Consider the following 25,597-nt stretch of genomic DNA (forward strand, 5'->3'; position numbering starts at 1 on the left):
ATTCCTCTCATTTCTCTATATTTATATTGTAAAAAAAGTCGCATGATTTTGCGACTTTTATTTCATATCTTGTACTAAAATATCTGGATACATGTCCTTAACAGCATCGTAGATAGTCTTATCATAAATGTGGAAGTTGTGCTTCTTGAAGAAGTATGTAGATGCATCTGCAGAGATTTGATTAATCTTCTGTAGAGCTGTATCAACATCATCCTTAATCTTTGAAGCATCATTTTCATCTACCTTGATAACATAGAACTTTGCTCCATCACTAGCAGGTGACTCTGTCCAAGGATCACTTGGAGAGTTTGAAGTGATGATAGTACGTACTAATGCATCTAAGTCAGATGATTCAGTTGTGTAAATCTGTGATACAGGTGTACCAGTACCGTTATGTGCAGAAGATACTGCTGCAAAATCAGTATTGCCACCTTTTAATTCAGCTAATGCTGCATCAGCATCAGCTTGTGCTTCAAATGTTAAGATTGTAGCCTTAACTGGTTTGTATGTATCTACTAGAGAATCAAAGTTTTCATCGATATACTTCTTTGTTAATTCTTTTGCCTGTAGAGAAGGGATAAGGTATTCCTTTAGGTATGTATCTTCATCTAAGTTATTGTTCTTCATATAAGTGGCAAATTTATCACCATACATTGACTTGTAGTTTGCTAAGCTTTGTTGTGCTTCTTTTTCCATCTTTTCTGTTACTTCAATTTCTGCTTGAGCAATTGCTTTACTTGCTTCGTTAACAACAGTAGTAGCACCAGCATTTTGCTTCATTAATGTGAATACATCACCTTTAGTAATATTCTTCTTACCGATAGAGAAGAGTACTTCATTGCTATCTTTTAATTTTGCAACCGCATCAGAACATCCAGCTAATCCAGACAAGAGGATAGCAGTACAAACAACGGCAGTAAGTTTCTTAAACTTTGTCATTATTTTGTTTCCTCACTTTCTGTCTCAATACCCATAGCTTTCTTGATGGAGTTTTCAAGTTCTGTATTACCCTTGAAATCAATACCTAATTCTTTAGCCTTAGCCCAAAGAGCTTGGTTTGAAAGAGTTGTGTCGTAGTTTTGAACTAAAGTTAAGTATGGGTTATCTCCAGCAACTTCTTCTAACTTAGCTTGTGTTGTTGCGTTAGCAATAATTCTGAAGTAACCAAAGTTTGAAGAACGTACCCACTTACTTACTTCGCCTTCATTGAGGGCGAGGGAAGCTTCTAAGAATGCAGCATCCAATGTAGATGTGTTCTTATCGATAACACCTAATACACCACCGTTAACTGATGTTGATGTATCTTCGCTGTGCTTGGAAGCTACTGTAGCGAAATCATCACCAGCTGCTAATTCATCATCAACAGCTTTCATTCTAGCTGCTTCATCTTCTGTAGGCTCAGCAGTAGGGTTGTTTCTATCTGTGAACTTAATCAAGATGTAGGATACTTGACGAATCTTTAGTTCATCAAAATGTTCTTTTGCGTATTCAGCTGTTAACTGGTTTACTTTCTGTTGTTGAATTAAATATTCTTCTAAATCTGTATAACCAGTTTTTGCCATATCTGCATGTAACTTAGCTTCATAGTTTGCACCATAAGAATTCTTATAGTTAGCAATAATTGATTCAGCTTGCTTAGCAGCTGCATCTTTGATTTCATTTGTTGTAGAAATACTAGCATCGGCTACCGTACGTTTGAACAATGTCAATTGAGCATTTGAACCATTTGTTCTAAAGAGTGTTTCATAGAATTCGGAAGCCGTTGTATCGTTATCATCGATAGAATAAACGACATCTTCTCCGTTTGTTTGTTTACCTTTTAGTTTTCCTTTGTTTGTATCGTAAATGTAATAAACACTGATAGCAAGAAAGATTGCTACCACTAACATTACAAACCAGTTCTTTTTCAAGAATTTGCCCATAATACCTCCTAAATTTTTATACGTAAAAACGCTTATTTATTATAGTGTAAAAGCGATTTAAATGCAATTTTCATTCACTGAACTTTGTGTGAAGAATCACAATATAAGAAATTTTCACAAGTGAGATAGTATAATCCCAAGAATTTGCCGGAAGATGTTACAATAAGTAGCGGAATGAAGGTGATTGTGTGAAAACTTTAGAGATTAGAGATCTCCACGTATCAGTGGAGGATAAAGAAATTTTAAAGGGTGTTAACCTCACAATAGGCGAAAATGAGGTTCACGCCTTAATGGGCCCAAATGGTAATGGTAAATCAACATTACTCGCAGCGATTATGGGTAATCCTGTATATACTGTTACAAAGGGTTCTATTACATATGATGGAAAAGATGTATTGGCGATGCCTGTAAATGAGAGAAGTGTTGCTGGTTTATTCTTAGCAATGCAGTATCCTCAAGAAATTCCAGGTGTTACAAACAGTGACTTTTTACGTGCTGCAATGAATGTACGTCGTGAGTCTCCAGTTCCATTATTTACATTTATTAAGTCTATGGAAAAGACGATCCAAGATTTACAAATGAAAGAAGATCTTGCTCACCGCTTCTTAAATGAAGGATTCTCTGGTGGTGAAAAGAAGAGAAATGAAATTGTACAGATGGAGATGTTACGTCCATCCTTATCAATGTTAGATGAGATTGACTCAGGCCTTGACGTTGATGCGATGCATATTGTAGCGAATGCTATCAATAATCTACGTGCAGAAACAGGCATGTCATTAATGATTGTTTCTCACTATGATCGTTTCTTCGAATTAATTGAACCTCAATATACACACGTATTAGTAGATGGAAAAGTCGTACTTGAAGGTGATGGTCAATTAGCTCGTAAGATTGATACAGAAGGTTATGATTGGATTTATGCTGAGTATGGTATTGAAGCACCTCATGAAAAGAAGGCTGCTCGTCGTCCAGCAAATACAATTGGAAGTTGTGCCGTTCGTACTGCCGCAGAAGCTGAGGCTAAAAAGTAATGGAAATGATTCATGTAGATACAGATATTCAATTACGTGATGCTTTCAGTCAATTTGAGATTGATACTGAGCGCGATATTGAATTAACTTTTAGTGCAGATGCGGGCGAATATGAAGTATTTGTACGTATCAAAAACTGCGGTAAATTACGTATTCGTACATTTGCTTACGCTGATGCACAAGTTAAATATCTGTTCTGGAATGACAATGAACATATGATTGAGATTGATGAGACGCATGATGTATTACGTAATGCGAATGTTGAGGTTGCTCATTGTGAAGTTAACCCATATCCAGTGAAGCGTAATACATACATGGCTTTAAGAGAGCCTGGTGCGTATGGTCATTTAGTTTCTTCATCACTCGTAGCATCCGATAAGAATTACAAACAGAACGTTGTAAATTTTGCTCAACATACATTAGCGAATATTGATAACTTTGCGGTTGTATTAAAGGGTGGTAAGTTATTTATCGATGCGATTGGTAAGATTGTAAAAGGTGCTTCTCGTTCAGAAAGTCATCAGAAGTCACGTGTAATGTGCTTTGATGATGGACAGAGTTCCACAGTGATTCCTGAACTATTGATTGATGAAAATGATGTTCAGGCAAGTCATGCTTTAACAATTGGTAGAATTGATCGTGAGCAGTTGTACTATCTACAATCACGTGGTTTAGATCAACGTCAATGTACATCATTGATTAGTTCTGGTTATATGTATCCAATTACACAATTTTTAAGTAATGAAACTCTCCAGCAGGAACTTCGTGTAGAAATGGAGGCGAAGCTAGCAAACTTATGATTGATGTAGAAAAGATTCGTCAAGATTTTCCGATGATTGTAAATCATCCGGAGTTAATTTATTTAGATAATGGTGCGACTACATATAAACCAAAGGCTGTAATTGATGCAATCTGTAATTTCTACTGCCACTTTACATCAAATGTAGAACGTGGTGATTATGAGACTGCAATCAAAGCAGACCGTGCATATGATAATACACGCAAGATTATTGCTAGATTTATCAATTGTCAACCTCGTGAAGTCGCATTCACTGCAAATATTACAGCGACATTAAACCAGATTGCCTATGGTCTTGGTAAGGGTTGGTTAAAAAAAGGTGATGTAATTCTTACAACACTCAATGAACATGCTAGCAATCTTTTACCTTGGTATCGTTTAGAAAAAGAACTTGGTATAAAGATTCAATATGTTCCAGTAGATAACCATGGTGTGGTTATTCTGGATGAATATAAGAAGTTATTAAACGCTGAAGTTAAGGTGGTTACCGTAGCGCATGTTACAAATGTAATGGGTGCTTTACAACCAATCCAAGAGATGACAACATTAGCGCATGAAGTAGGTGCTTTAATGGTTGTGGATGGGGCGCAGAGTGTTCCTCATCATCCAATCGATGTTAAGGCACTTGATATTGATTTCTTAGGTTTTTCATCACACAAGATGTGTGGACCTGATGGTGTCGGTGTTCTTTACGGTAAGTATGAATTACTAGACCATATGGAGCCATTACTACTCGGTGGTGGTATGAACGCACGCTTTACTTCAGATGCCGATGTCATTTTAAAGAATGCACCTATTAAGTTTGAAGCGGGTACACCAAACATTGAAGGTGTTATCGGTTTAGGTGCTGCAGCAGAATATCTAATGTCCATTGGTATGGAAAATATCAGTGCATATGAAAAGGAACTACGTGCATACTTTGCAGAAAAGTTAAAAGAATTAGATAACATTGAATTCTATAACCCAAATAATACTTCTGGACCTATCACATTTAATGCGAAAGGAGTATTTGCACAGGATGCGGCTGGCTATCTAGGCGCAAATCATATTGCGGTACGTTCTGGCAATCATTGTGCTAAGGTGTTACATGAAGTAATTGGTACGGATCAAACAATTCGTGCATCGCTATATTTTTACAATACAAAAGAAGAAGTAGATCGTTTTATTGAGGTTGCTAAAAACATTAGTTTAGAAAATGCAGTAGGCATCTTCTTCTAAAGGAGTACAAACAATGAGTGAAGTAGAAAGTTTTATTAATGATCCACAGATACTTCGAGAGTTAATCATGGATCATTATCAATATCCACATAATCATAAGTTGGTAAAAGACGATCGTTACTTATCTGTTCATATGGCTTCAGATAGCTGTATTGACGATATTACGGTGCAGTCCGATATCAAGGATGGTGTAATTCAGGATATTCGCTTTGAAGGTGTTGCTTGTACAATTTCAACAGCGAGTACTTCAATGATGACAGACTTATTAAAGGGAAAGACATTGGAAGAGGCACGTGTAATCATTCAGAATTATTTTGCGATGATTAACGAACAACCATATGATCCGGAACTTTTACAAGAAGCAGTTGCGTTGAAGAATGTTTATAAACAAGCCAATCGTATTAAATGTGCAACCATCGGTTGGGATGCGATTGAACAAATGATTGATGAAAGTGAGGGTAAGAAATGAGCGAACAGATTAAGCTAACTTCAGAAGATGAAGCAGTTCTTTCTTCCCAGGATGATTATAAATATGGTTTCCATGATGACGTGAAGTCCATCATAGATACTGGTAAGGGTATTTCAGAAGAAGTTGTAAGACAGATTTCAGCATACAAGCATGAACCTGAATGGATGACTGAAAAGCGTGTAGAGGCTTATAACATCTTTATGAAGAAGCCTATGCCAAAGTGGGGACCAGATTTAAGTGAAATTGATTTCCAAGATTTTACATACTATCGTAAGGTCTCTCAAGAAACAGAAAAGAGTTGGGAAGAAGTTCCTGAAGAAGTAAAGAATACATTTGAAAAATTAGGTATTCCTGAAGCAGAACGCAAGTTCTTAGCAGGTGTAACTACACAATATGAATCAGAAGCTGTATATCACAACATGCTTAAGGAAGTTGAAGAGAAGGGTGTTATCTTCTTGGATATTGACTCTGCATTAAAGGAACATCCGGAAATCTTTAAGCAATACTTTGGAAAGATTGTTAGTGCTGGTGATAACAAGTTATCAGCATTAAATAGTGCAGTATGGTCTGGTGGTAGTTTTATCTATGTACCTAAGGGTGTTAAGTTAGAAAAACCTTTACAGTCTTATTTCCGTATTAATTCTGAATCCATGGGACAGTTTGAAAGAACAATCATCATCGTTGATGATGGTGCTGAATGTTCCTATGTAGAAGGTTGTACAGCACCACAATATTCCAAGGACTCCTTACATGCGGCAGTCGTTGAAGTTTATGTTGGTAAGAATGCAAAGTGTCGTTATTCATCTGTACAGAACTGGTCAGGCAATATCTTAAACTTAGTAACAAAGCGTGCAAGAGTTGATGCAGGTGGAACAATGGAATGGATCGATGGTAATATCGGTTCTAGAATTTCTATGAAGTATCCATCATGCATTCTTGCAGGAGAAGGTGCAACTGGTCTTTGTATCTCAATTGGTGTAGGTTCAAAGGGTCAGTTTCAGGATACAGGTTCTAAGATGATTCATGCTGCTCCTAATACACGTTCTTCTATTATTTCTAAATCAGTATCACGTAATGGTGGTGTAACAAACTTCCGTGATGAAGTACACTTTACACCAGCTGCGAGAAACTCAAAGGCCCACATTGAATGTGATACATTAATTTTAGACAATATCTCTAAGAGTGATACGATTCCTACAAACTCAAATATGAATAACTCCTCTACGATTGAACACGAAGCGAAAGTTTCCAAGATTTCTGAAGATCAATTATTCTATTTGATGTCACGTGGTTTAAGCGAAGAACAAGCAACAGAAATGATTGTCATGGGATTCCTAGAGCCGTTTACAAGAGAATTACCGATGGAATACGCAGTAGAATTGAACCAGTTGATGAAACTGGATATGAGTGGATCCGTTGGATAAAAACATTGCACGTGCGAAAGGATTACAAGCACGTGCTTTCTTATCTTTGAAAGAACGTAGAGAGAAAAGTCATGCGGTATGCCAAGAGATAATCTCGAGGATACATGCAGGCATGATTATAGGATGTTATGTTTCTGTCAAAGATGAATTAGATACATCGGAAATTCTTGAATTTTGTTTTGCGAACAATATTACAGTATGTGTTCCAAAGGTGGTAGGAAAAACCTTACAGTTTTATAGAATAGATTCCTATCATGATTTAAAGCCAGCACATTTTGGATTATTAGAGCCAAAGTCTATGGTTATGATTCCAGTACGAGAGATTAACATGATGGTTGTCCCATTGAGTAGTTACGATTCAAAAAATCATCGTACAGGATATGGAAAAGGGTACTATGATTCAGTTCTAATGAATTGTAGAAATAGAATAGGAGTTGCATTTCAGGAACAAGAAGTTGATCAAATAGATGTAGAACCACATGATGTAACATTAGATGAGATTATCGTTGCATAAAATACGCTAAATGATTTCATATCAATACACTCTATATGTATTCTTTGGTATGATATATACGATAAATAAAGGAGAACAGCTTAATGAAAGTTGTACTAGTAGCCGAATCAGGCGCAGATATTCCAAAGGATATAGCTGAAAAAGAAGGTATCTATATTGTGCCAATGCACGTTACTTTTGATGGTGAAACAAAGGATGATGGTACTTTCCCAGCATCTAACATCATTGATTATTTTGAAAAGAATTTAAAGATTCCAAAGACAAGTGGTTCTACAATCGTAGACTTTGATTACATTTTTGATCGTATTCATGCGGATCATCCAGAAGCGCATATCTTATATCTTGCGTATTCTTCTGTCACAACTTGTGCGTATGGTTGTGCGCAGATTGCAATGGAGAATCGTGATTATATCACAGCAATCGATACAAAGTTATATTCTATCGGTCAGGGTCAAGTATTAGTTCGTATGGCTGAATTATTACGAGAACATCCTGAATGGGATATTGATGAGGCAGTAAAAGCTGCAAATGACTTGATTGCTAGAGGTCACATGTCATTTATTCCTAAGACATTAGCGTTCTTAGTGGCTGGTGGTAGAGTCAGCAATGCAAAAGCTTTATTAGCAGGTGTATTACTCTTACATCCATGTATTGAAGCAAAGGATGGACGTCTAGTTGCCGGAAAGAACTATCGTGGTAAGATGAATCGTGTCATCTACAAGATGATGGATGACTTCCTTGTGAATAACGCAATTGCGAAGGATGAAGTATGGTGCTGTACTACAGTTGGCTTTGAAGAAGGATTGAAGCCAGAAGTAGAAGAGTATCTTCATAACCAGGGTGTTGCAAAAGTTCGTTGGACACAATGTGGTGGTGTTATTACTACACATGGTGGACCTGGTGCCTTTGGTATCGCAGGATTTCGCACAAAATAAGCTAGGTACAGAGTAATCTGTATCTTTTTTGTGAGATAGTATTTTCACAATTTTTATTATAAAAGTTATATACTAATTGTCGGGAGAAAATATTATGTATAACGTTAGAAAGATTCATGATGATATTTATTGGCTAGGTGCCTCTGATAGACGCCTTGAAAAGTTCGAAAATACGTATAGTGTTCCTGCAGGAATGTCATACAATAACTACTTAATTCTAGATGAAAAGACATGTCTAGTAGATGGCATTGATTATAATGTAGCGCAGCAATTCTTTGATAACTTGGAATATGCTTTGCAGGGTAGAGCATTAGACTATATGATTGTTAACCACATGGAGCCTGACCATTGTGCGATTATTCCACAGCTTGTTCAGATGTATCCAGATATGAAATTAATAGGTTCTTTGCAGGCATTCAGAATGATGAATCAGTTCTATCGTTTTGAAACGGATAGTCGTTCTATCGTCGTAAAAGAAAATGATACATTGTGCCTTGGTAAGCATAACTTGAAATTTATGACTGCACCAATGGTACATTGGCCAGAAGTCATTGTGACCTATGATGAAACAGCAAAGGTATTATTTAGTGCAGACGTGTTTGGTTGCTTTGGTGCAATGAGCGGTAATGTGTTTGCGGATGAAGTTGATTGGGAACACGATTGGAAGGATGAATGTAGACGCTACTATACCTGTATCGTTGGTAAGTATGGCATGCAGGCATCTGCAGTATTAAAAAAGGTTCGTAACTTTGAAATTGAAATGATCTGTCCTTTACATGCACACATTTGGCGCAAGGACTTTGATAAGATTATTAGTCTTTATGATAAGTGGACTTCATATAGTTATGAGGTAAATTCTGTTGCGATATTCTATGGTTCTGTGTATAACAATACAGCACTTGCAGCTGATATCTTAGCGATGAAACTTGCAGAGAAGGGCATTCACAACGTAAAGGTATTTGATACATCCAAGACAGATTTATCAATCATGTTATCGACAGCATTCCAGTATTCTACGCTTGTGTTTGCGGCTGCATCTTATAACGCTGAAGTATTTGATACAGTACAACACTTGTTGTCTGAAATTAAGAATCATAGTCTAGCAAATCGTACAGTTGGATTAATTGAAAATGGTTCTTGGGTTCCAACCGCAAAACTTCTTATGGAAAAACAAATTTCCACTTGGAAGAATACAGTGATTCTTGAGCCAAAGGTTACTGTAAAGTCTGCTGTTAAGGAAGATAGCTTAGCTGAAATTGAAAAGTTAGCAGATGCGATTGTCGCATCATTAGAAAAATAAATTAAGAGTGCTTGGTTATAAGCGCTCTTTTTTCACAATAATATAGATACTGTCTGAAAATAAGTGATAGATTATAGTAAAGTAGTTATATGTGAGGTAATCATGAAAAATTCTCTTGATTTAAATACAATAATTAATTTTGTCTTACAAGCAAAAACAAAGAAGTCTATAAAAAATTATATTTATGATAATAGACAGATTTATGAAGGTAATATACTTACAGATTTAATTTTAACTGGTGATATTGAGATTTTAAAAAAATTACCGAGCGAATATTTGGATTTTCGTAACTGCATGAAAGTGGCAGTAATATTTGGAGACGAAGGATTATCGTATTTACCTAATACGAAAAATTTGAGAAAGGTAATTTCTCATGCATTATTAGGAAAAACTCTTGAAGTAAAGGTTGATCCGAGTTCTATATCTTATAACTACTATGATAAAAGATATTATTTAGAAAAATATATCTTTGCTGATGGGGTGAAAGCCCTTAATACATCATACGAAATTCTATCTTTTAGAAATATTATAGATTTATATAGAGCAAATAATTTTAGTTTAATTGGCGTTAATTTAATAAATGTTCCAGTTCCCAAATCAGCTAGAAAAGAGATGGATTTTACAGGCGCATATGTATTACGTAAAGATATCAGTTTATATCCGAATGCAATTGCGGTTGATGAAATTATTTGTAGTAAAAAGTTCCACAAAAATAATAATGCAAATAATGCTATAACTAATTTAAATTTTAGCGTTAAATACTCACTGGTATCTGAAGATGGTAAGTTTAACGAGTATAGTAGAACTGAATGGTTTGATACATTTACAGAGTTTTCCAAATATTTAAATAATGAGTTATCTAATTCCGATTTACGAGGCTATAATCTAAATGGTGTTAATTTAGAAGATTTTAATCTTGATAATGCCCTGTACGATGATCCTAATTATTATACTAGTAGAAATTTATTAAATATTTTATCAAGTTCTAGTTTGGAATTATATAATCCAGAATCTAAGCTTCCTGCATTATATAATTTTGATTATTTTTCTGATTACTTTGCTTACTATATATCAGATTTGCATTTAGACCATAAGATTAATAATCTTTCTTTAGGTTATGATTATGAAATACCAATGTATATAGAGAAGAAAGTTAATGAATTATATACATCAATAAATAGAAGTGCGGATGAGGATGAAGACGATAGTGATTCTTATGTCTATTCCAATTATTCTCCAATGTTTATACTAGGAGATATTTCTTCTTCGTATGAGATAAATAAATACTTTTTAGAAGTATTATCGGATAAATTCAAATTTAAAGATATAATACTAGTTTTAGGTAATCATGAATTATGGGAATCAAAGTATCGAGTTCAATTGAACAAATATAAAAAATTATGTAAAAAATTAAATATTGAGTTACTGGATAATAGTATGTTGGTCATTAAAGATGGCGAATACTGTGCATCTCGCTTAATAAGATACTCGGAAGATAAATTACTTAAAATGAGTAATACCGAGATTCAAAAAGCAGTACGAAATAGTCGTTTAATAGTCTTTGGTGGAATTGGCTTTGCAGGGTTAAACAAAGAATTTAATGCAACTAATGGTATTTACCGTGATTCATTAACAAGAAAGGAAGAAATTTTCGAATCGAAAAAAATTGAAAAATTATATAAGAAATTAAATAAAGCTATTCCTTCTCATCAAGTTGTTATAGCAAGTCATATGCCAAAGTCTGATTGGTCAAAAGAAAAAAATAATAAGAATTGGATATATCTGCATGGTCACACGCACCGGAATTATTTCAAAAATGATTTGGATGATCATATATTCGCGGATAATCAAATTGGTTATAAAGAAAAGAAATTTAATTTAAATCACTTCAATTTCTGTGGTAGATACGACACATTAGAAAACTATAAAGATGGAATTCATAAAATTTCAGCATTAACTTATTTGAATTTTAATCGAGGAAAAAATATTGATGTTAATTATAATTCTGATTTACCAGTTATTATGATTAAGAAGAACGGATTCTATCTATTTATGAACAAATATAATAATAAGTATCGTATTCTTCGTGGTGGAACAGTGAAACTAGCTGATTATGATCCAGATTATTACTATACATATATGGATGAGCAGGTAGATATTGTTTTAGAACCATATAACAAATATTCTGAACTTCAAACAAAAGTTTCAAAGTATATTCAGTCTATTGGTGGTAGTGGAACTATTCATGGAGCGATTGTGGATATAGATTTTTATAATCACATTTATGTTTATCCAAATGGTAAGTTAATTCCATATTCAGCTGAAGATATTATTAACAAAGAGATTTATTCAGATTTATCAACTCTACTCGAAGAACAATGTCCAAAATTATATTTGAATTATCAATCATCACTATTGCCAAAATTATTTCAGAGTAGTATAAGTCTCAAAAAAACATATTTAGATACTGACATCTACAGAGTTTCTAATAAAATGAGAAGTATGCAATATCTAAAGGAATGTAATGTTATTAGAGAATGGACAATTCAGCCTAAATTAATTAAGAGCAAAAAGAAATAATTATCTGATTAAAACCAACATCAAATTCTATTGAGAATCTGATGTTGGTTTAATTTATATATTTCACTGTTTGATATTCTTTTTTAGTAGTTCAATGACAGCGCATTTTTGTTTAGTTGAGCGTGCGGTAACTATCTTTGGCGAGCCACCACCGCTTGCTTCTAATGATTCTTGTATAGCTGCGTAGATATCTCTTGCTTTTCCTTCTGGTGAAATGATTGAGAAATCAGTTATTTCTTCAGAAGTTGTAATCAAGATTTTTGTGGAAGATACTTCAGTTAGTAGAGCTTGTGATACTGGACGTAATAGACTAACATCCACAACATCTACTAGTACGTTATCTTCCATTTGAAGAATTTCTTGTACCTTATAGGTTGTTAGTTCTTTTTGAAGATCTTCAATTTGTTTTTTATATACCTTGTTTGTGTTGCGTAAACTTTGGATGTTTTCTAGGATATCATCTTCTTTACCATTGAGGGTTTTACGCAATTCTTGAATTAAGTTATAGTACTTCTTCAACTTAATATTTGTTGCCCAACTAACGGTTGTATAGATACGTGTACCACGTGATGTCTTTTCACTTCCTAGAATGATAAAACTACCAATTTGATTGACATTATTGACGTGTGGAGTTCCACATGGTTGAGAGTCGATATCACCAAAAGTTACGACTCTTACTTCATCATGATTTGCGTATTTTGGATTTGGATATTCGCTGCCTTTATAGTATGTAAACTCTGCTGGAATATCTTGTAGTAGGGTATCATTCATGAAGTTTTGTACTTCTTCTAGATGTTTTTCATCTAGGTCTTTGCTGTTAACTTCATACCATTGATTTTCTGGTGAAGTCACACCAATCGCAACGATATAGAGTCCCATCTTGCCATAATAGCCATCTAGTAGATGATATGCACTCTGTACAGTAGTATTAATGATACGTGTTTCTTTATCAACTTCCATGTGAATAGGGTTTTTTAAAATGCCATCTACTTTGTGATAGAGGATATCATCTTCCCATTTTAAATCAATGACTTCTAAGCCGTTAATTGTTCCTTTATCTCCTGGCATGCCACCTTTTTCACCATAGAATACAGTGTCTTCAAAGCTGTAATAGCCATCTTTTTCAGTTGCAATCATTGTATCGCAACTGAGGTTTAAAAAATTATCATAATGTTGCATAAGGTACCTCCATTTTCATCATTATACTTGAAAAAGAGAATTCCTGCAGATTAGGTTTTCTATGCGTATTTCAAACTGGTATAATACAAGCATGGGTCAAATAAAACGAACCGTTATCGGTATCCTAGCGCATGTAGATGCTGGAAAGACGACATTAATAGAGAGTATCCTTTATCAAACAGGTGCAATTACAGCATTGGGCAGGGTGGATCATCGGGATTCTTTTTTTGATTTTGATGAACAAGAAAGAAATCGTGGGATTACAATCTATTCCAAAGAGGCTCACTTTGTTTATAAAGATATTGAAGTATATATCATCGATACACCAGGACATGCGGATTTTTCCTCTGAGATGGAAAGAACTTTGTCCGTTTTAGATATGGCAATTGTATTGATTAATGGACAAGATGGTGTACAGGCGCATAGTGAAACGATATGGAAATGTTTAGAGTATTATCATGTACCTACTTTAGTATTTGTTAACAAGATGGATATTAGCTATCTTAGCCAAGAAAAGTTACTGGCTGATATTCATTCTAAACTATCTAGTAATTGTATTGATTGGTTGAACGAAGATAAGATGGAGGAAATATGCTTTTCTAGCGATGCGCTCTTAGAACAGTATGAGAGTAAGGGTTCTTTGACGGCAGAAGAGATTGTAGATGGTTTCTATCATCGTAGTTTCTTTCCCGTATTCTTTGGCTCTGCATTAAAGGTGCAAGGTATTGATGTTTTGTTAGAGGGAATTTCTCAATTTTCAGTTGATAGAAACTATCCTGAGGAGTTTGGAGCAAGAGTTTATAAGATTACCATGGCAGAGAATCATACACGTTTAACACATGTAAAGATTACGGGTGGTATATTGCATGCCAAGCAAAAACTTGATGAGGATGAAAAGGTAGATCAGATTCGCCTTTATCATGGCTCAAAGTTTAGTATGCTAGAGGAAGCCTATCCTGGTATGGTTGTGGCATTGAAGGGTTTAGAACACTTTGAAGCAGGTGATGGTTTAGGCTTTGAAGAGACACAAAAACAACCAATGTTAAGTGCATATATGGATTATCGTTTGGTTTATCCTAGGGGTACAGATTTACTTGCACTTACGACGGCTTGTCGTGAAATTAGTGAAGAAGATCCTGCACTTGAAATGGATATCCAAAGTGAAACTGGGCAGATTGATGTACATATCATGGGTGAAATGCAGATGGAAGTCTTGCAGAAGAGAATCCTTAATCGTTGTGGAGTTTCAGTAGGCTTCAGTACAGGCAGGATACTTTATCGTGAAACGATTGGAGAAACTGTAAAGGGTGCAGGTCACTTTGAACCATTACGCCATTATGCTGAAGTACAAGTTAGACTAGATCCTCTTGAAAGAGGAAAGGGAATTGTGATTGCCAATGAAACGGGTTCTGATCAATTATCCTTTAACTGGCAAAATGCAATACTGAGTGCGCTACGCACAAAGAAGCATCGTGGGGTACTAACTGGTAGCGAACTGACGGATGTAAAGATTACTTTAATCGCTGGAAAGGGTCATTTAAAACATACTGAAGGTGGAGACTTTAGACAGGCTGCTTCGCGTGCAGTACGACAAGCACTGATGAAAACATCATCAATTCTATTAGAGCCGTATGTACGGTTTGAATTAACTGTACCTAGTGAATCCTTATCAAAAGCATTATTTGATTTAGAAAGTAAAAAGGCACAGTTTGAAATACAGGATAGTGGAGATAGTCGTAGTGTTATTGTTGGCCGTGGTTGTATTCGTTTACTTGCCCACTATCAAAATGAAGTCAATGCTTATAGCAAAGGGCAAGGAAGATTTTCCTTCCAACCTGATGGCTACGATGTATGTCAAGATACAGATGAAATTGTGGCTCAAATTGGTTATGATCCTGAGATGGATATGCGTAATCCTTCATCTTCTGTATTCTGTGCAAATGGTAGTGGCTTTACAGTGACTTGGGATAAAGCGGATGAATACATGGATATTGTGGAGGAGAAGGTAGAGTCCACTTCAACTGCGCATCGTACATATCAAATTGAAGAGGATGAATTAAAACGTATTTTCGAACGCTCAACTTCTAACAATCGCAACTTTAATAAACAAAGCAATCCTGTCAAAAAGAAACCTAAGGAAGAAAAACCAAAAGTAATCAAACACTTACCAGCTTGTCTTGTGGTAGATGGCTATAACATGATCTTTAGTTGGGATATGTTTAAAGAATATAAAGAGGAAGAACTTACAATCTCACGTGAAAAATTATTAGATATTTTATTCAACTATCAAGCTTTTACAGGTGAAAAGATGATTGTTGTATTTGATGGCTATAAAGTCAAAGATAATCTTGGTACAATATATTCACGTAAGGACATGGAAGTCGTGTACACATCTAGTAATTTAACGGCAGATGCGTATATTGAACGCTTTGTGGCAGATCATCAGAAAGACTATGATATTACTGTCGCAAGTTCTGATGGTTTGATTCAAAACGCAATCTTCGCACAAGGTGCTAAACGCATGTCTGCTAGAGAATTATTCGGACGTATTGCATTTATCAATCAAGAGATTGAAGAACAATTAACACATTCATAGGAGAGAGTATGGCAAAACTATATTTTTATTACGGAGCGATGGGAAGCTCAAAGACAGCGAATGCACTTATGGCTGATTATAACTATCGTGAGCGTGGTCAGAAGACTATTCTGGCAAAAACAAATATTGATACACGTGATGGAAAGAATGTCATTTGGTCTCGTATTGGTTTAGAAAGAGAATGTGTTCTACTATCTGATATCTGTGCGATGAATGAAGATGAGTTACGCACATACGATGCAATTATCGTAGATGAAATTCAATTCGCAAAGCGTGAACAAATCGACTTCTTAGCACATATCGTTGATTATTTAAAAGTACCAGTATTATGTTATGGATTACGTTCTGACTTCCAGTTAAATTTATTTGAAGGCAGTGAACGTTTACTTGCGATTGCGGATGAACTACATGAAGTAAAGACAGTATGTTGGTGCGGTAAGAAAGCAACTTGTAATGCACGCTACAATAAACATGGGATTGTGCGTGTTGGTACACAGGTATTATTAGGCGCTAATGATGATTATATTGCCTTATGTCGCAAGCATTTCCTAGAAGGAAAACTACATGGTGAAGAACCGGTAGGCTTGAAATAATTCAATGTTTGTATAAATTGAGTTACAAATATTAATTTTTTTGTGATGAATGAGATATTTGTTCATCACTTTTTCTTTATTTTCTGATATACTTTTCTACATTGCGAAAGGAGAACTGAAGATGTTTAAACAAAGACAAACTGACATGTTAAATGGAATTATTTGGAAAGAAATTTTACTGTTCTTTGTCCCGATTATGTTCGGTTCTATCTTTCAACAGCTTTATAACACAGCTGATGCGATGGTTGTAGGAAACTATGTTGGTAAGGAAGCTTTGGCGGCAGTAGGTGGATCTACTGGTGTGGTAATCGGATTGCTTGTTAATTTGATCGTAGGCTTATCGAGTGGTGCGACAGTTGTTATTGCGCAAGCGTATGGGAGTAATGATTATTCTTCTGTTAAGAAGGCAGTACAGACTGCGATGAGTTCAAGTGTATTTATCGGTGCAATCTTTACGGTAATTGGCATTGTCTTTACGCCATGGGCGATGAAGACATTGAATGTACCTGCAGATATCATGGATTATTCTGTACTGTATATGCGTATCTATATGTTGGGTATGATTCCGACAATGATCTATAACACTGGTGCTGGTATCTTACGTGCGGTTGGTGATTCCAAGCGACCATTATACTTCTTGGTGGCCGCATGTATTACCAATATCGTATTAGATGTATTATTTGTAGTTTTCTTCCATTGGGATGTGGCAGGTGTAGCGATTGCGACTGTTGTATCGCAGGTTGTAAGTGGTGTATTAACGCTGTATATCTTGGCAGCGGAAGATAGTGCATATTACTTTAATATTCGTAATTTAAAATGTGATATGCATATTCTAAAGCAGATTCTAGTGATTGGTTTACCAAATGGTATCCAAGGTGCGTTATATAGTTTCGCAAATCTCTTTGTGCAGGCAACTGTCAATAGTTATGGAACGAATACTGTCGCTGCATATACTGCCTTTGGTAAGATTGATGCATTATTCTGGAATTACTCTGGTGCACTCGGTACCGCAACACTAACATTTATTGGACAAAACTTTGGTGCAGGTAAAATTAAGCGTATGAAGCAGGGTGTATGGAATGCAATAGGTATCTATACAGTTGGTTCATTGATTATTACTGCACTCCTATACTTCCATGGGGATTATATCTGTAGTTTATTTACGCAAGATACGGAAGTAATTGATATCTGTGTACAGATGATTCGTCAGTTATGTGTATTCTGGCCAGTCTTTGTATTCCTAGAGATTTATGTTTCTGCGACACGTGCTTGCGGTGATGTCATTTATCCAATGATCATTACGATGTTAGGTATTGGTGTATTACGTATTGTTTATATTTTATTTGTACCATCATCTAGTGTCTTTGAATCCTTACGTATTTATCCAATTACTTGGGTTGTAACAAGCTCTATCTTTATTATTTATTACTTCCAAGGTAGTTGGCTCAAACGTAGTCTTCAAAGAAGAAATATCACTGTGATTGATTAGGAACTTTGTATAAAGTTCCTTTTTTCATGCATGAAAAAAGTAGTCATAGTGACTACTTTCGTTTTGTACGAGATGTAATGATACGCTTGATATCTTCCAATGTATCATGATAGGAATGAGAATCAAGTTTAGGGAAGGCATCAATCAGACGCTTTGTTAGATTAAATTTATCAGAAGTAAGAGTTTCTTTTAGACTACTTATCTTCTGTTGTAATTCTGCAATTTGATCATCCTTAAACTGAACTGCGGTATCTTTGACATTAACAATATTCTCTTTGAGTTCGGCACCAGCAATTCTAGCTTGAATACCTGCTTCACTGACTTTGAGCGCAGTTTCCATAGCGCCGCCACCAATACGTTCTGTTAATTCATCACTGACGATACGCAATTTTTGTTGGAGTGTATCAATTTGCGCGAGCTTTTCATTAAGGCCAATCATAACCGAAACAGAAATCACCATGTCCATTGCTAGGCCAAAATATGTAGCTCCTAATATCCACCATCCGATTTGTTTAGGAATCCAATTAACAAAGTCGATGATCATTGGATGTATAAAGCCAATCGCAACAACACAACCGACTCCCCATGCAAGAGAGAATATCAAACATACATAACCATTGATGTTAAAAGGCATATCTCGATAATCCCACCAACGTGCATGGAAGATTTGATCTAAAATCCAACCACCAAAGTATTCAATTAACGTACAGACGATACTTCCGACATTAAAGATAATAAGGAAGTGGATATGCTGTATGTCAGAATGTGTAACAGTAGTTAATAAATAGATCATCGCAATCATACCAACGCCATAGATAGGACAGAAAGGTCCATTTAAGAATCCGCGGTTGATAACTTTTCCGACGATTGCACCATGAAAGGCAACTTCTAATATCCAGCCTAGAAAGGCATATATTGCAAAGTAATACAAAATCTGATAAATAGTCATAAAAACTCCGTTCCTCAAAAATCATAGCATTTTAATAAATGAAAACAAGAGTCGAAACTCTTGTTTTGTCTGGTTTACTATTTCTTATGATATAGCTTTTTGTGTTGGTGCACTGGATCAAATGTGACGTTGATACCAAGTTTACGTAATACATTCTTATCTTCTTCCGGTAAGATAACAGTGGAGTGAGCTTCACTACCTTTTAGGTTACCAAGTTGTTTCATTGCAAGATCTGCGTCCTTGTTTGTCATTGCGGTAATCGCAAGTGCAATCAATAATTCATCTGAGTGTAAACGTGGGTTATGGTTACCTAAGTGCTTAATTTTAAGATTTTGAATTGGTTTAACGTATTCAGGTTCAATCAAGTGTGTAGGTTTTGAAATGCCGCTAAGCTTCTTGATTGCGTTGATAATCACTGCAGCAGATGGTCCAAAGAGTGACGAAGTCTTACCTGTTACAATTTCACCATTTGGTAGTTCTAATGCAAGTGCAGGTGCACTTGTTTTTTCTGCTTTTTCTCTAGCGATAATGGCTACCTTACGATCGGATGGAGATATAGCGCAATCATTCATTAATAGCTCAATCTTCTTGACAGCAGATGCAGGAATCTTTTCTTCTTTATAATCAACAAGAGCTTGATAATAACGTCGAATGATTTCTTCTTTTGCTGCAGAAATTGCCGCATCCATATCTGTGATACAGAAACCCACCATGTTTACACCCATATCTGTAGGGGATGCGTATGGAGATTTTGTAAGAATACGTTCAATCGTACGATTCAATACTGGGAATACTTCGATATCACGATTATAGTTAACGGAAGTTTGGTTATAAGCTTCCAAGTGGAATGGGTCAATCATATTGACGTCATTAAGGTCAGCAGTCGCTGCTTCATACGCAAGATTTACTGGATGATGTAGAGGAAGATTCCAAACTGGGAAAGTTTCAAACTTTGCATAACCAGACTTTATGCCATGAAGTTGATCGTGATAAAGCTGAGAAATACAAGTTGCGAGTTTTCCAGAACCTGGACCTGGAGCAGTAACGACAATTAAGTTACGAGATGTCTTAACATATTCGTTTTTTCCAAGACCTTCTGGAGAAACAATATAATCAATATCTGTAGGATATCCTTTAATTGGATAATGGACATAAGAGGTAATTCCATTTTTACTAAGTTGATGACGGAAGTTATCAGCTGCAGGTTGGTTTTCATATTGTGTAATAACAACAGAACCAACAAAAATTTCTAAATCACGGAATGCATCTAAGAGACGGAAAACCTCTTGGTCATAAGAGACACCAGAGTCACCGCGGGCTTTGGAGTGTTCAATGTTATTGGCATTGATACAGATCAAGATTTCTACTTGGTCACGTAATTCTGTAAGAAGCTTTACCTTGTTATTAGGGTCATAACCAGGCAAGACACGAGCAGCGTGATAATCTTCAAACATCTTACCACCAAATTCCATGTATAATTTACCGTTAAATTGATTGATACGGTTTAAAATTTTATCACGTTGTAGATTTAAATATAATTCTGAATCAAAAGCTTGTTTTTTCATAACTGATTTCCTCCAACGAAGAGTATACCAAATTTGAGAACTATTTTGCGGATAAATTTCGAAATTGTTATACTATTCATGGAGAATATGATGCGTTTAGAAAATGAATTATTTTATCGTTTAAGACCAAATATACAACAACTCATTGAATATGGCTTTATAGAACAAAATGGTATTTTTCAGTATCAGACAAAATTAGAAGATACTGGTATGTACGCACGAATCACAGTAGAAAATAACAGCGTTTCTGGAAGTGTTTTGGATGCGTTTACAGATGAAGAATATATAGCGGTTCATACCGCTGGTAAGAAGGGTAACTTCGCTACCAAAGTTAGAACTGCCTATCTTTCTTGTTTAGAAGATATCGCAAAAAACTGTTTTGAGAAGATGATGTATTCTACTAATCAAGCTAATATCATGCATGAATGGATGATACATCAATTACATGACAGTGCTGATCATCCATTTACAAAATCTCAAAATAACAAACGAACTGCTGATAACGATTTTACAGCATACAAACCTAGTGGTTGTGATAAGATGTATGCGCTCATGTTTACAATTGGTAAGCGTAAATTAGATAACACATCTGATGATGAATATGTTGATGCAGTAAATATTAAAGTAGAACCATCAAAGGTAGCTGATTTACTTCAGTCACCTGGTTTCTATCCTGCATATCATATGAATAAGAAACACTGGGTGACTGCAATCTTAGATGGCACAATCAAAGATGAAACCCTAAAAGAACTTCTATTAAAAGCTAGAGATTTGGTAGGGGATAGGACATTACACAATCATTATTGGGTAATACCTGCTAATCCTGCTGTCTATGATATTGATGAGGGGTTTGTACAAAGTGATTTGATGTACTGGAAACAGAAACTCAATTATCAAATAAATGATTATGTATTTATCTATTATGGTATGCCATTTGGAGAACTACGCTATCTTTGTAAGGTGGTTGAAAGAGATGTTGTTCTTCATGATGACTTTGATAAAGAGAGTGATAATGAGGTGTTTATCTGTCTTCAAAAGATTCATTTTTTTGAAGATCATCAGTTAACAAGGAAGTTTATCTCAAACTTTGGACTAACGAATATACGTGGGGCACGATCCATGCCACAAGAATTAATCAATCAAATATGCGAAATGTATCCAACAATAATGATATAATACAGAAACTGAGGTGATATTATGACAGAATTAAAAGAACGTAATCAAATCGAACAACAGTATACTTGGGACTTATCTACATTATTTTCAAATGATGAAGCTTGGAATGAAGCATTCTCTAAACTAGATGCATTAATTTCTGAAGCTGCTTCCTTTCAGGGAAAGCTAAATAATGCGGAAAGTTTACTTGCGTATTTTACAGTTTCAGATGAATTAGATAAGGCGTTAAATAACGTATTTACATATGCAATGTTACGCCATAGCGAAGACACAAGAGCGACTGATGCACAAGGTATGTATTCTAAAGCATACGGTAAGTATGTTGAAGCAGTGAGTGCTACTTCCTTTGCACAACCAGAAATTCTCGGCAATGATGAAGAAGTTCTAAAGGGACTAATCGCAGATCCATCATTAAAGGACTTTGCATTTATGCTAGAGAATCTTGTAAGAAACAAGGCTCATACATTAACCGCGGCAGAAGAGAAGCTATTATCTGCCTTTGGTGAAGTATTCTCTGCACCAGGAAGAACAAGTGAAGCGTTAATGGATGCGGATATGGTATTTGATGCAGTTAAAGATGGTGAAGGTAATAGTCATGAAGTAAATGGCTCTAGTTATATTCTTTTACAGGGTAGTGATGATCGTGAACTTCGTAAGAATTCTTTCCAATCTTTATACAAGGGCTACAAGCAACATATCAACACATTCGCATCGACTTATAGTACAACTGTAAAGGCTGCTTCGATTGATGCTAAGGTAAGACACTATGAATCATCACGTCAAGCTGCGATGTTCTCAGATAACATTCCGGTTAGTGTATACGATAACTTAGTTGAGACAGTGCACAAGCACTTGCCAACGATGTATCGTTACGTAAACCTACGTAAGAAGATGTTAGGACTTGATGAACTACATTACTATGATGTTTATGCACCACTTTTAAAGGGTAGTGCAAAGAACTATTCCTATGAAGAAGCGAAGGAAATGGTCCTAGAGGCTGTAAAGCCACTTGGTAGCGAATATACAGATGTTGTAAAGAATGGTCTAGAAAACCGTTGGGTTGATGTTTATCCAAACAAAGGTAAACGTGGCGGAGCGTACTCTTCTGGTACATATACATCTAATCCATATATCTTATGCAACTATACAGGTACATTAGATAGTGTATCCACGTTAGCCCATGAAATGGGACACTCCATGCATAGTTATCGTACAAACCATACACAACCAGTACACTATGCTAACTACACAATGTTTGTAGCAGAAGTAGCGTCTACAGTAAATGAGAACTTATTAATCGAACAGTTATTACAAAAGGAAACAGATCCTGCACAACGTATGGCTCTATTAAACCAATATATGGAAGGTTTCAAGGGTACAATCTACCGACAGACAATGTTTGCGGAATTTGAAAAGGAAGCACACGCTGCTTCTGAACGTGGTGAATCCTTAACGCCAGAATTCTTAAATCAGTTATACCTAAATCTTGTAAAGAAGTACTTTGGTGAAGATTTAGTAATTGACGATGAAGTACAGTATGAATGGGCAAGAATTCCTCATTTCTACAGACCATTCTATGTATATGTTTATGCGACAGGTTATAGTACAGCAGTTGCCTTATCAGAAGGCATCTTACATGGTGGCCAAGAGAGAGTTCAAAAGTATCTTGAATTCTTATCCATGGGTAGCTCTGCATATCCAATCGACGAACTTAAGCATGCAGGAGTAGACTTAACAACTCCAGAACCAATCGATATTGCACTTGAGAAGTTTGCTAAGATTCTCGATGATGCGGAAGAAACATTCGCTAAATTACAACAGAAGTAATCAACTTGGAGATATGAAAATATCTCCAATTGACAAACTATAAATATTGTATAAAATATAATTGTAATAAATACAGGAGATTCAATATATGACATTTTATAATTATTCTTTAATAGATAGAAGTGGCAACGAAGTATCGATGCGTAACTATGAAGGCAAGGTAGTGATTGTTGTAAATACAGCTACTGGATGTGGATTTACACCGCAGTATAAAGACTTAGAAGATATGTATGAGAAATATCATGAACGGGGACTGGAGATTGTTGATGTACCATGTAATCAATTTGCGGACCAAACGCCAGGTACTGATGAAGAGTTACATGAATTCTGTACATTAAAGTACAATACCCAGTTTGATCAATTTAAAAAGAGTGATGTCAATGGCGAACATGCATTACCATTATTTACATTCTTAAAGAATGAAAAGGGATTTGCTGGATTTGGTAATAGTATAAAGGCACTTGCCATGCGTGCAATGTGCAAACTTAAAGATAAGAATTATAAGTCAAACCCAGATATTAAATGGAATTTTACAAAGTTTGTGATTGATCGTAATGGTAATGTAGTAAGACGTTTTGAACCAACAGAAGACATGCATTCAGTTGAAACATGCATACAATCTTTACTAAAAGTATAAAAAATGTAAGCGTTTTAAGATAATTGTTTCACAAACCTTAAAAAAACATATATACTATCTTTTGCGGAGGTAGTGTATGAAAAAGGAAAAATCATGCGGTGCGATCGTATACCGTAAACAAGAAGGTGTCATTCAGTTCTTATTGATTCATCAGACTTTAGGACACTGGACATTCCCAAAGGGACATGTTGAAGATGGTGAAACTGAACAACAAACAGCTTATCGTGAAATTCTAGAAGAAACTGGAATTGAAGTTTCTTTCGAAGATGGATTTAGAGTTATAAACACATATTCCCCAAAAGAGGATACTCTAAAAGATGTCATTTTCTTTTTAGCACAACCTATCGGTGGTCATGAAGTACCACAACCATCAGAAGTATCTGATGTACGTTGGTTAACATGTATTGAGGCACATGCCATTATTACATATCCTTCAGACCGTGCATTATTAAAGAAGGCAATCGATCATATTAAACTCAGAGGGGAATGGAAAGAGTACTAAAATGATTTCGTTACAGGTTTGTATTGCTAATACTGATAGTGATACATATTTCTTAAAATATCAAAAGCGATTAGTCACTCTTGCTGCACAACCTTTAGTACGGCATTTATTACGTCATGATGAAATGATTATCGGTATTGAAGAACATTATCATCATGATGGTGTTGTGGAATCTTCCTTTGTATTAACAGAAAATATATCTTTATTGGATGCTATTGATTTAATTGCTGTTTTACTGGAAGCTTATATTCGCCGTTATCATTGTAATCGTATTGTATTTCATACAGAGGATGAACAATTGGTACATGCGTATCAAGCGAATGCGGTAAGATATGAGCATCACCAATTTATCTATGATGTAGAAGAATATCGTCTACAGTTGGAAAATAGCGTATTTGATGAACGTGGTTATATCATCAACCAAGGCAAGATGGAGAGTATTCCGTTTGGGTGGTTTAATACAAGAGATAAGGGTTGTGGATGGATCGCGGCATACAACCTATTAAAACTAAATGGAAAAACCATGTTGATGAAGGATGTACTTGCTGGACTAAAACGTTTTGCATTTATCGGTAATTTATTAGGCCAAGAGAAAATATCTTTATACTTCTGGCTAAAGAAACAAGGTCTTAACGCACATATCAGTGTTGGAACCAATGCTAAGATTATTAAGAAGATGTGCGCAAGTAAGTCTGGAATCTTGTTGTATATCCATCGTACCAATGCACATTATGTGGCGTATGAAGTATTAAAGGATGGTAGAATTCAATTCTACAATGCGGTATATGGGAAAAAGAACCATATTACAACAGCCAGTGAATTTTTATCAGAGAATTCTTTTATCCCATTATCCTCATTAATCTATATTGACTAAGCTCTAACGGTGTTAGGG

22 protein-coding genes are annotated in these 25,597 nt (G+C 35.5%); 17 read left to right on the forward strand and 5 right to left on the reverse strand.

Annotated elements, in window-relative coordinates; translation table 11 throughout:
* Positions 1-57 precede the first annotated feature (57 nt).
* Together RYK16_RS03725 and RYK16_RS03730 are read right to left on the reverse strand one after the other, a co-directional pair.
* Positions 58-939, reverse strand: a complete 882-nt coding sequence (locus tag RYK16_RS03725) for a peptidyl-prolyl cis-trans isomerase (RefSeq protein WP_314850860.1) — start codon at positions 937-939, stop codon at positions 58-60.
* Positions 939-1,922, reverse strand: coding sequence for a peptidylprolyl isomerase (locus RYK16_RS03730; protein ID WP_314850862.1), 984 nt, complete (start codon positions 1,920-1,922; stop codon positions 939-941). The genes RYK16_RS03725 and RYK16_RS03730 overlap by 1 nt, the downstream gene beginning before the upstream one ends.
* A 188-nt stretch (positions 1,923-2,110) precedes the next feature.
* Here RYK16_RS03730 and sufC point away from each other — a divergent pair, with 188 nt between their 5' ends.
* The 9 genes from sufC (at position 2,111) to RYK16_RS03775 (ending at position 12,192) form a co-directional block, all read left to right on the forward strand.
* A complete protein-coding gene (gene sufC / locus RYK16_RS03735; RefSeq protein WP_314850864.1) occupies positions 2,111-2,953 on the forward strand; it encodes a Fe-S cluster assembly ATPase SufC in 843 nt (280 codons plus the stop codon).
* Positions 2,953-3,753 (forward strand): SufD family Fe-S cluster assembly protein, encoded by an 801-nt coding sequence (locus tag RYK16_RS03740; RefSeq protein WP_314850866.1) that lies wholly within the window; start codon positions 2,953-2,955, stop codon positions 3,751-3,753. Before sufC ends, RYK16_RS03740 begins: the two co-directional genes overlap by 1 nt.
* Positions 3,750-4,970, forward strand: coding sequence for a cysteine desulfurase (locus RYK16_RS03745; RefSeq protein ID WP_314850868.1), 1,221 nt, complete (start codon positions 3,750-3,752; stop codon positions 4,968-4,970). Before RYK16_RS03740 ends, RYK16_RS03745 begins: the two co-directional genes overlap by 4 nt.
* 13 nt (positions 4,971-4,983) lie before the next feature.
* Positions 4,984-5,439 (forward strand): Fe-S cluster assembly sulfur transfer protein SufU, encoded by a 456-nt coding sequence (gene sufU / locus RYK16_RS03750; protein WP_314850870.1) that lies wholly within the window; start codon positions 4,984-4,986, stop codon positions 5,437-5,439.
* Positions 5,436-6,863, forward strand: coding sequence for a Fe-S cluster assembly protein SufB (sufB, locus tag RYK16_RS03755; RefSeq protein ID WP_314850872.1), 1,428 nt, complete (start codon positions 5,436-5,438; stop codon positions 6,861-6,863). Before sufU ends, sufB begins: the two co-directional genes overlap by 4 nt.
* Complete coding sequence (locus RYK16_RS03760; RefSeq protein ID WP_314850874.1) at positions 6,856-7,377, forward strand: 5-formyltetrahydrofolate cyclo-ligase; 522 nt, start codon at positions 6,856-6,858, stop codon at positions 7,375-7,377. Before sufB ends, RYK16_RS03760 begins: the two co-directional genes overlap by 8 nt.
* Before the next feature lie 83 nt (positions 7,378-7,460).
* Positions 7,461-8,312, forward strand: coding sequence for a DegV family protein (locus RYK16_RS03765; protein WP_314850875.1), 852 nt, complete (start codon positions 7,461-7,463; stop codon positions 8,310-8,312).
* 94 nt (positions 8,313-8,406) lie between these two features.
* Positions 8,407-9,612 (forward strand): FprA family A-type flavoprotein, encoded by a 1,206-nt coding sequence (locus RYK16_RS03770; RefSeq protein WP_314850877.1) that lies wholly within the window; start codon positions 8,407-8,409, stop codon positions 9,610-9,612.
* Positions 9,613-9,714: 102 nt separating this feature from the next.
* Entirely contained in the window at positions 9,715-12,192 is a 2,478-nt protein-coding gene (locus RYK16_RS03775) for a metallophosphoesterase (protein WP_314850879.1), read from the forward strand.
* Positions 12,193-12,255: 63 nt separating this feature from the next.
* On the opposite strand, the gene RYK16_RS03780 is transcribed toward RYK16_RS03775, so the two are convergent.
* Positions 12,256-13,371: a hypothetical protein gene (locus RYK16_RS03780; RefSeq protein WP_314850880.1), complete on the reverse strand. Its 1,116-nt coding sequence runs from the start codon at positions 13,369-13,371 to the stop codon at positions 12,256-12,258.
* A 91-nt stretch (positions 13,372-13,462) separates the two neighbouring features.
* On the opposite strand from RYK16_RS03780, the gene RYK16_RS03785 reads away from it, so the two are divergent.
* The 3 genes from RYK16_RS03785 to RYK16_RS03795 all read left to right on the forward strand — a co-directional run bounded on the left by RYK16_RS03785 (position 13,463) and on the right by RYK16_RS03795 (position 18,049).
* A complete protein-coding gene (locus RYK16_RS03785) occupies positions 13,463-15,967 on the forward strand; it encodes an NYN domain-containing protein (RefSeq protein ID WP_314850882.1) in 2,505 nt (834 codons plus the stop codon).
* Between the two features lie 8 nt (positions 15,968-15,975).
* A complete protein-coding gene (locus RYK16_RS03790) occupies positions 15,976-16,560 on the forward strand; it encodes a thymidine kinase (RefSeq protein WP_314850884.1) in 585 nt (194 codons plus the stop codon).
* Between the two features lie 121 nt (positions 16,561-16,681).
* On the forward strand, positions 16,682-18,049 hold the full coding sequence (locus RYK16_RS03795; RefSeq protein ID WP_314850885.1) for an MATE family efflux transporter: 1,368 nt from the start codon (positions 16,682-16,684) through the stop codon (positions 18,047-18,049).
* Positions 18,050-18,101: 52 nt separating this feature from the next.
* On the opposite strand, the gene RYK16_RS03800 is transcribed toward RYK16_RS03795, so the two are convergent.
* Both RYK16_RS03800 and RYK16_RS03805 read right to left on the reverse strand, forming a co-directional pair.
* A complete protein-coding gene (locus RYK16_RS03800) occupies positions 18,102-18,998 on the reverse strand; it encodes a putative ABC transporter permease (protein ID WP_314850886.1) in 897 nt (298 codons plus the stop codon).
* A gap of 77 nt (positions 18,999-19,075) precedes the next feature.
* A complete protein-coding gene (locus tag RYK16_RS03805) occupies positions 19,076-20,563 on the reverse strand; it encodes a DUF1846 domain-containing protein (protein ID WP_314850887.1) in 1,488 nt (495 codons plus the stop codon).
* A 90-nt stretch (positions 20,564-20,653) separates the two neighbouring features.
* Between RYK16_RS03805 and RYK16_RS03810 the strand changes: the two genes are divergently transcribed.
* The 5 genes from RYK16_RS03810 to RYK16_RS03830 all read left to right on the forward strand — a co-directional run bounded on the left by RYK16_RS03810 (position 20,654) and on the right by RYK16_RS03830 (position 25,579).
* Positions 20,654-21,739 (forward strand): MmcQ/YjbR family DNA-binding protein, encoded by a 1,086-nt coding sequence (locus tag RYK16_RS03810; protein WP_314850889.1) that lies wholly within the window; start codon positions 20,654-20,656, stop codon positions 21,737-21,739.
* Positions 21,740-21,760: 21 nt separating this feature from the next.
* Positions 21,761-23,566, forward strand: a complete 1,806-nt coding sequence (gene pepF, locus RYK16_RS03815; protein ID WP_314850891.1) for an oligoendopeptidase F — start codon at positions 21,761-21,763, stop codon at positions 23,564-23,566.
* 88 nt (positions 23,567-23,654) lie between these two features.
* A complete protein-coding gene (locus tag RYK16_RS03820; RefSeq protein WP_314850892.1) occupies positions 23,655-24,203 on the forward strand; it encodes a glutathione peroxidase in 549 nt (182 codons plus the stop codon).
* A 76-nt stretch (positions 24,204-24,279) separates the two neighbouring features.
* Positions 24,280-24,705 (forward strand): NUDIX domain-containing protein, encoded by a 426-nt coding sequence (locus tag RYK16_RS03825; protein ID WP_314850893.1) that lies wholly within the window; start codon positions 24,280-24,282, stop codon positions 24,703-24,705.
* A gap of 1 nt (position 24,706) precedes the next feature.
* Entirely contained in the window at positions 24,707-25,579 is an 873-nt protein-coding gene (locus RYK16_RS03830; RefSeq protein ID WP_314850895.1) for a hypothetical protein, read from the forward strand.
* Positions 25,580-25,597 lie beyond the last annotated feature (18 nt).

Source organism: uncultured Solobacterium sp. (assembly GCF_963550625.1).
In the GTDB taxonomy this organism is placed as follows: domain Bacteria; phylum Bacillota_I; class Bacilli_A; order Erysipelotrichales; family Erysipelotrichaceae; genus Bulleidia.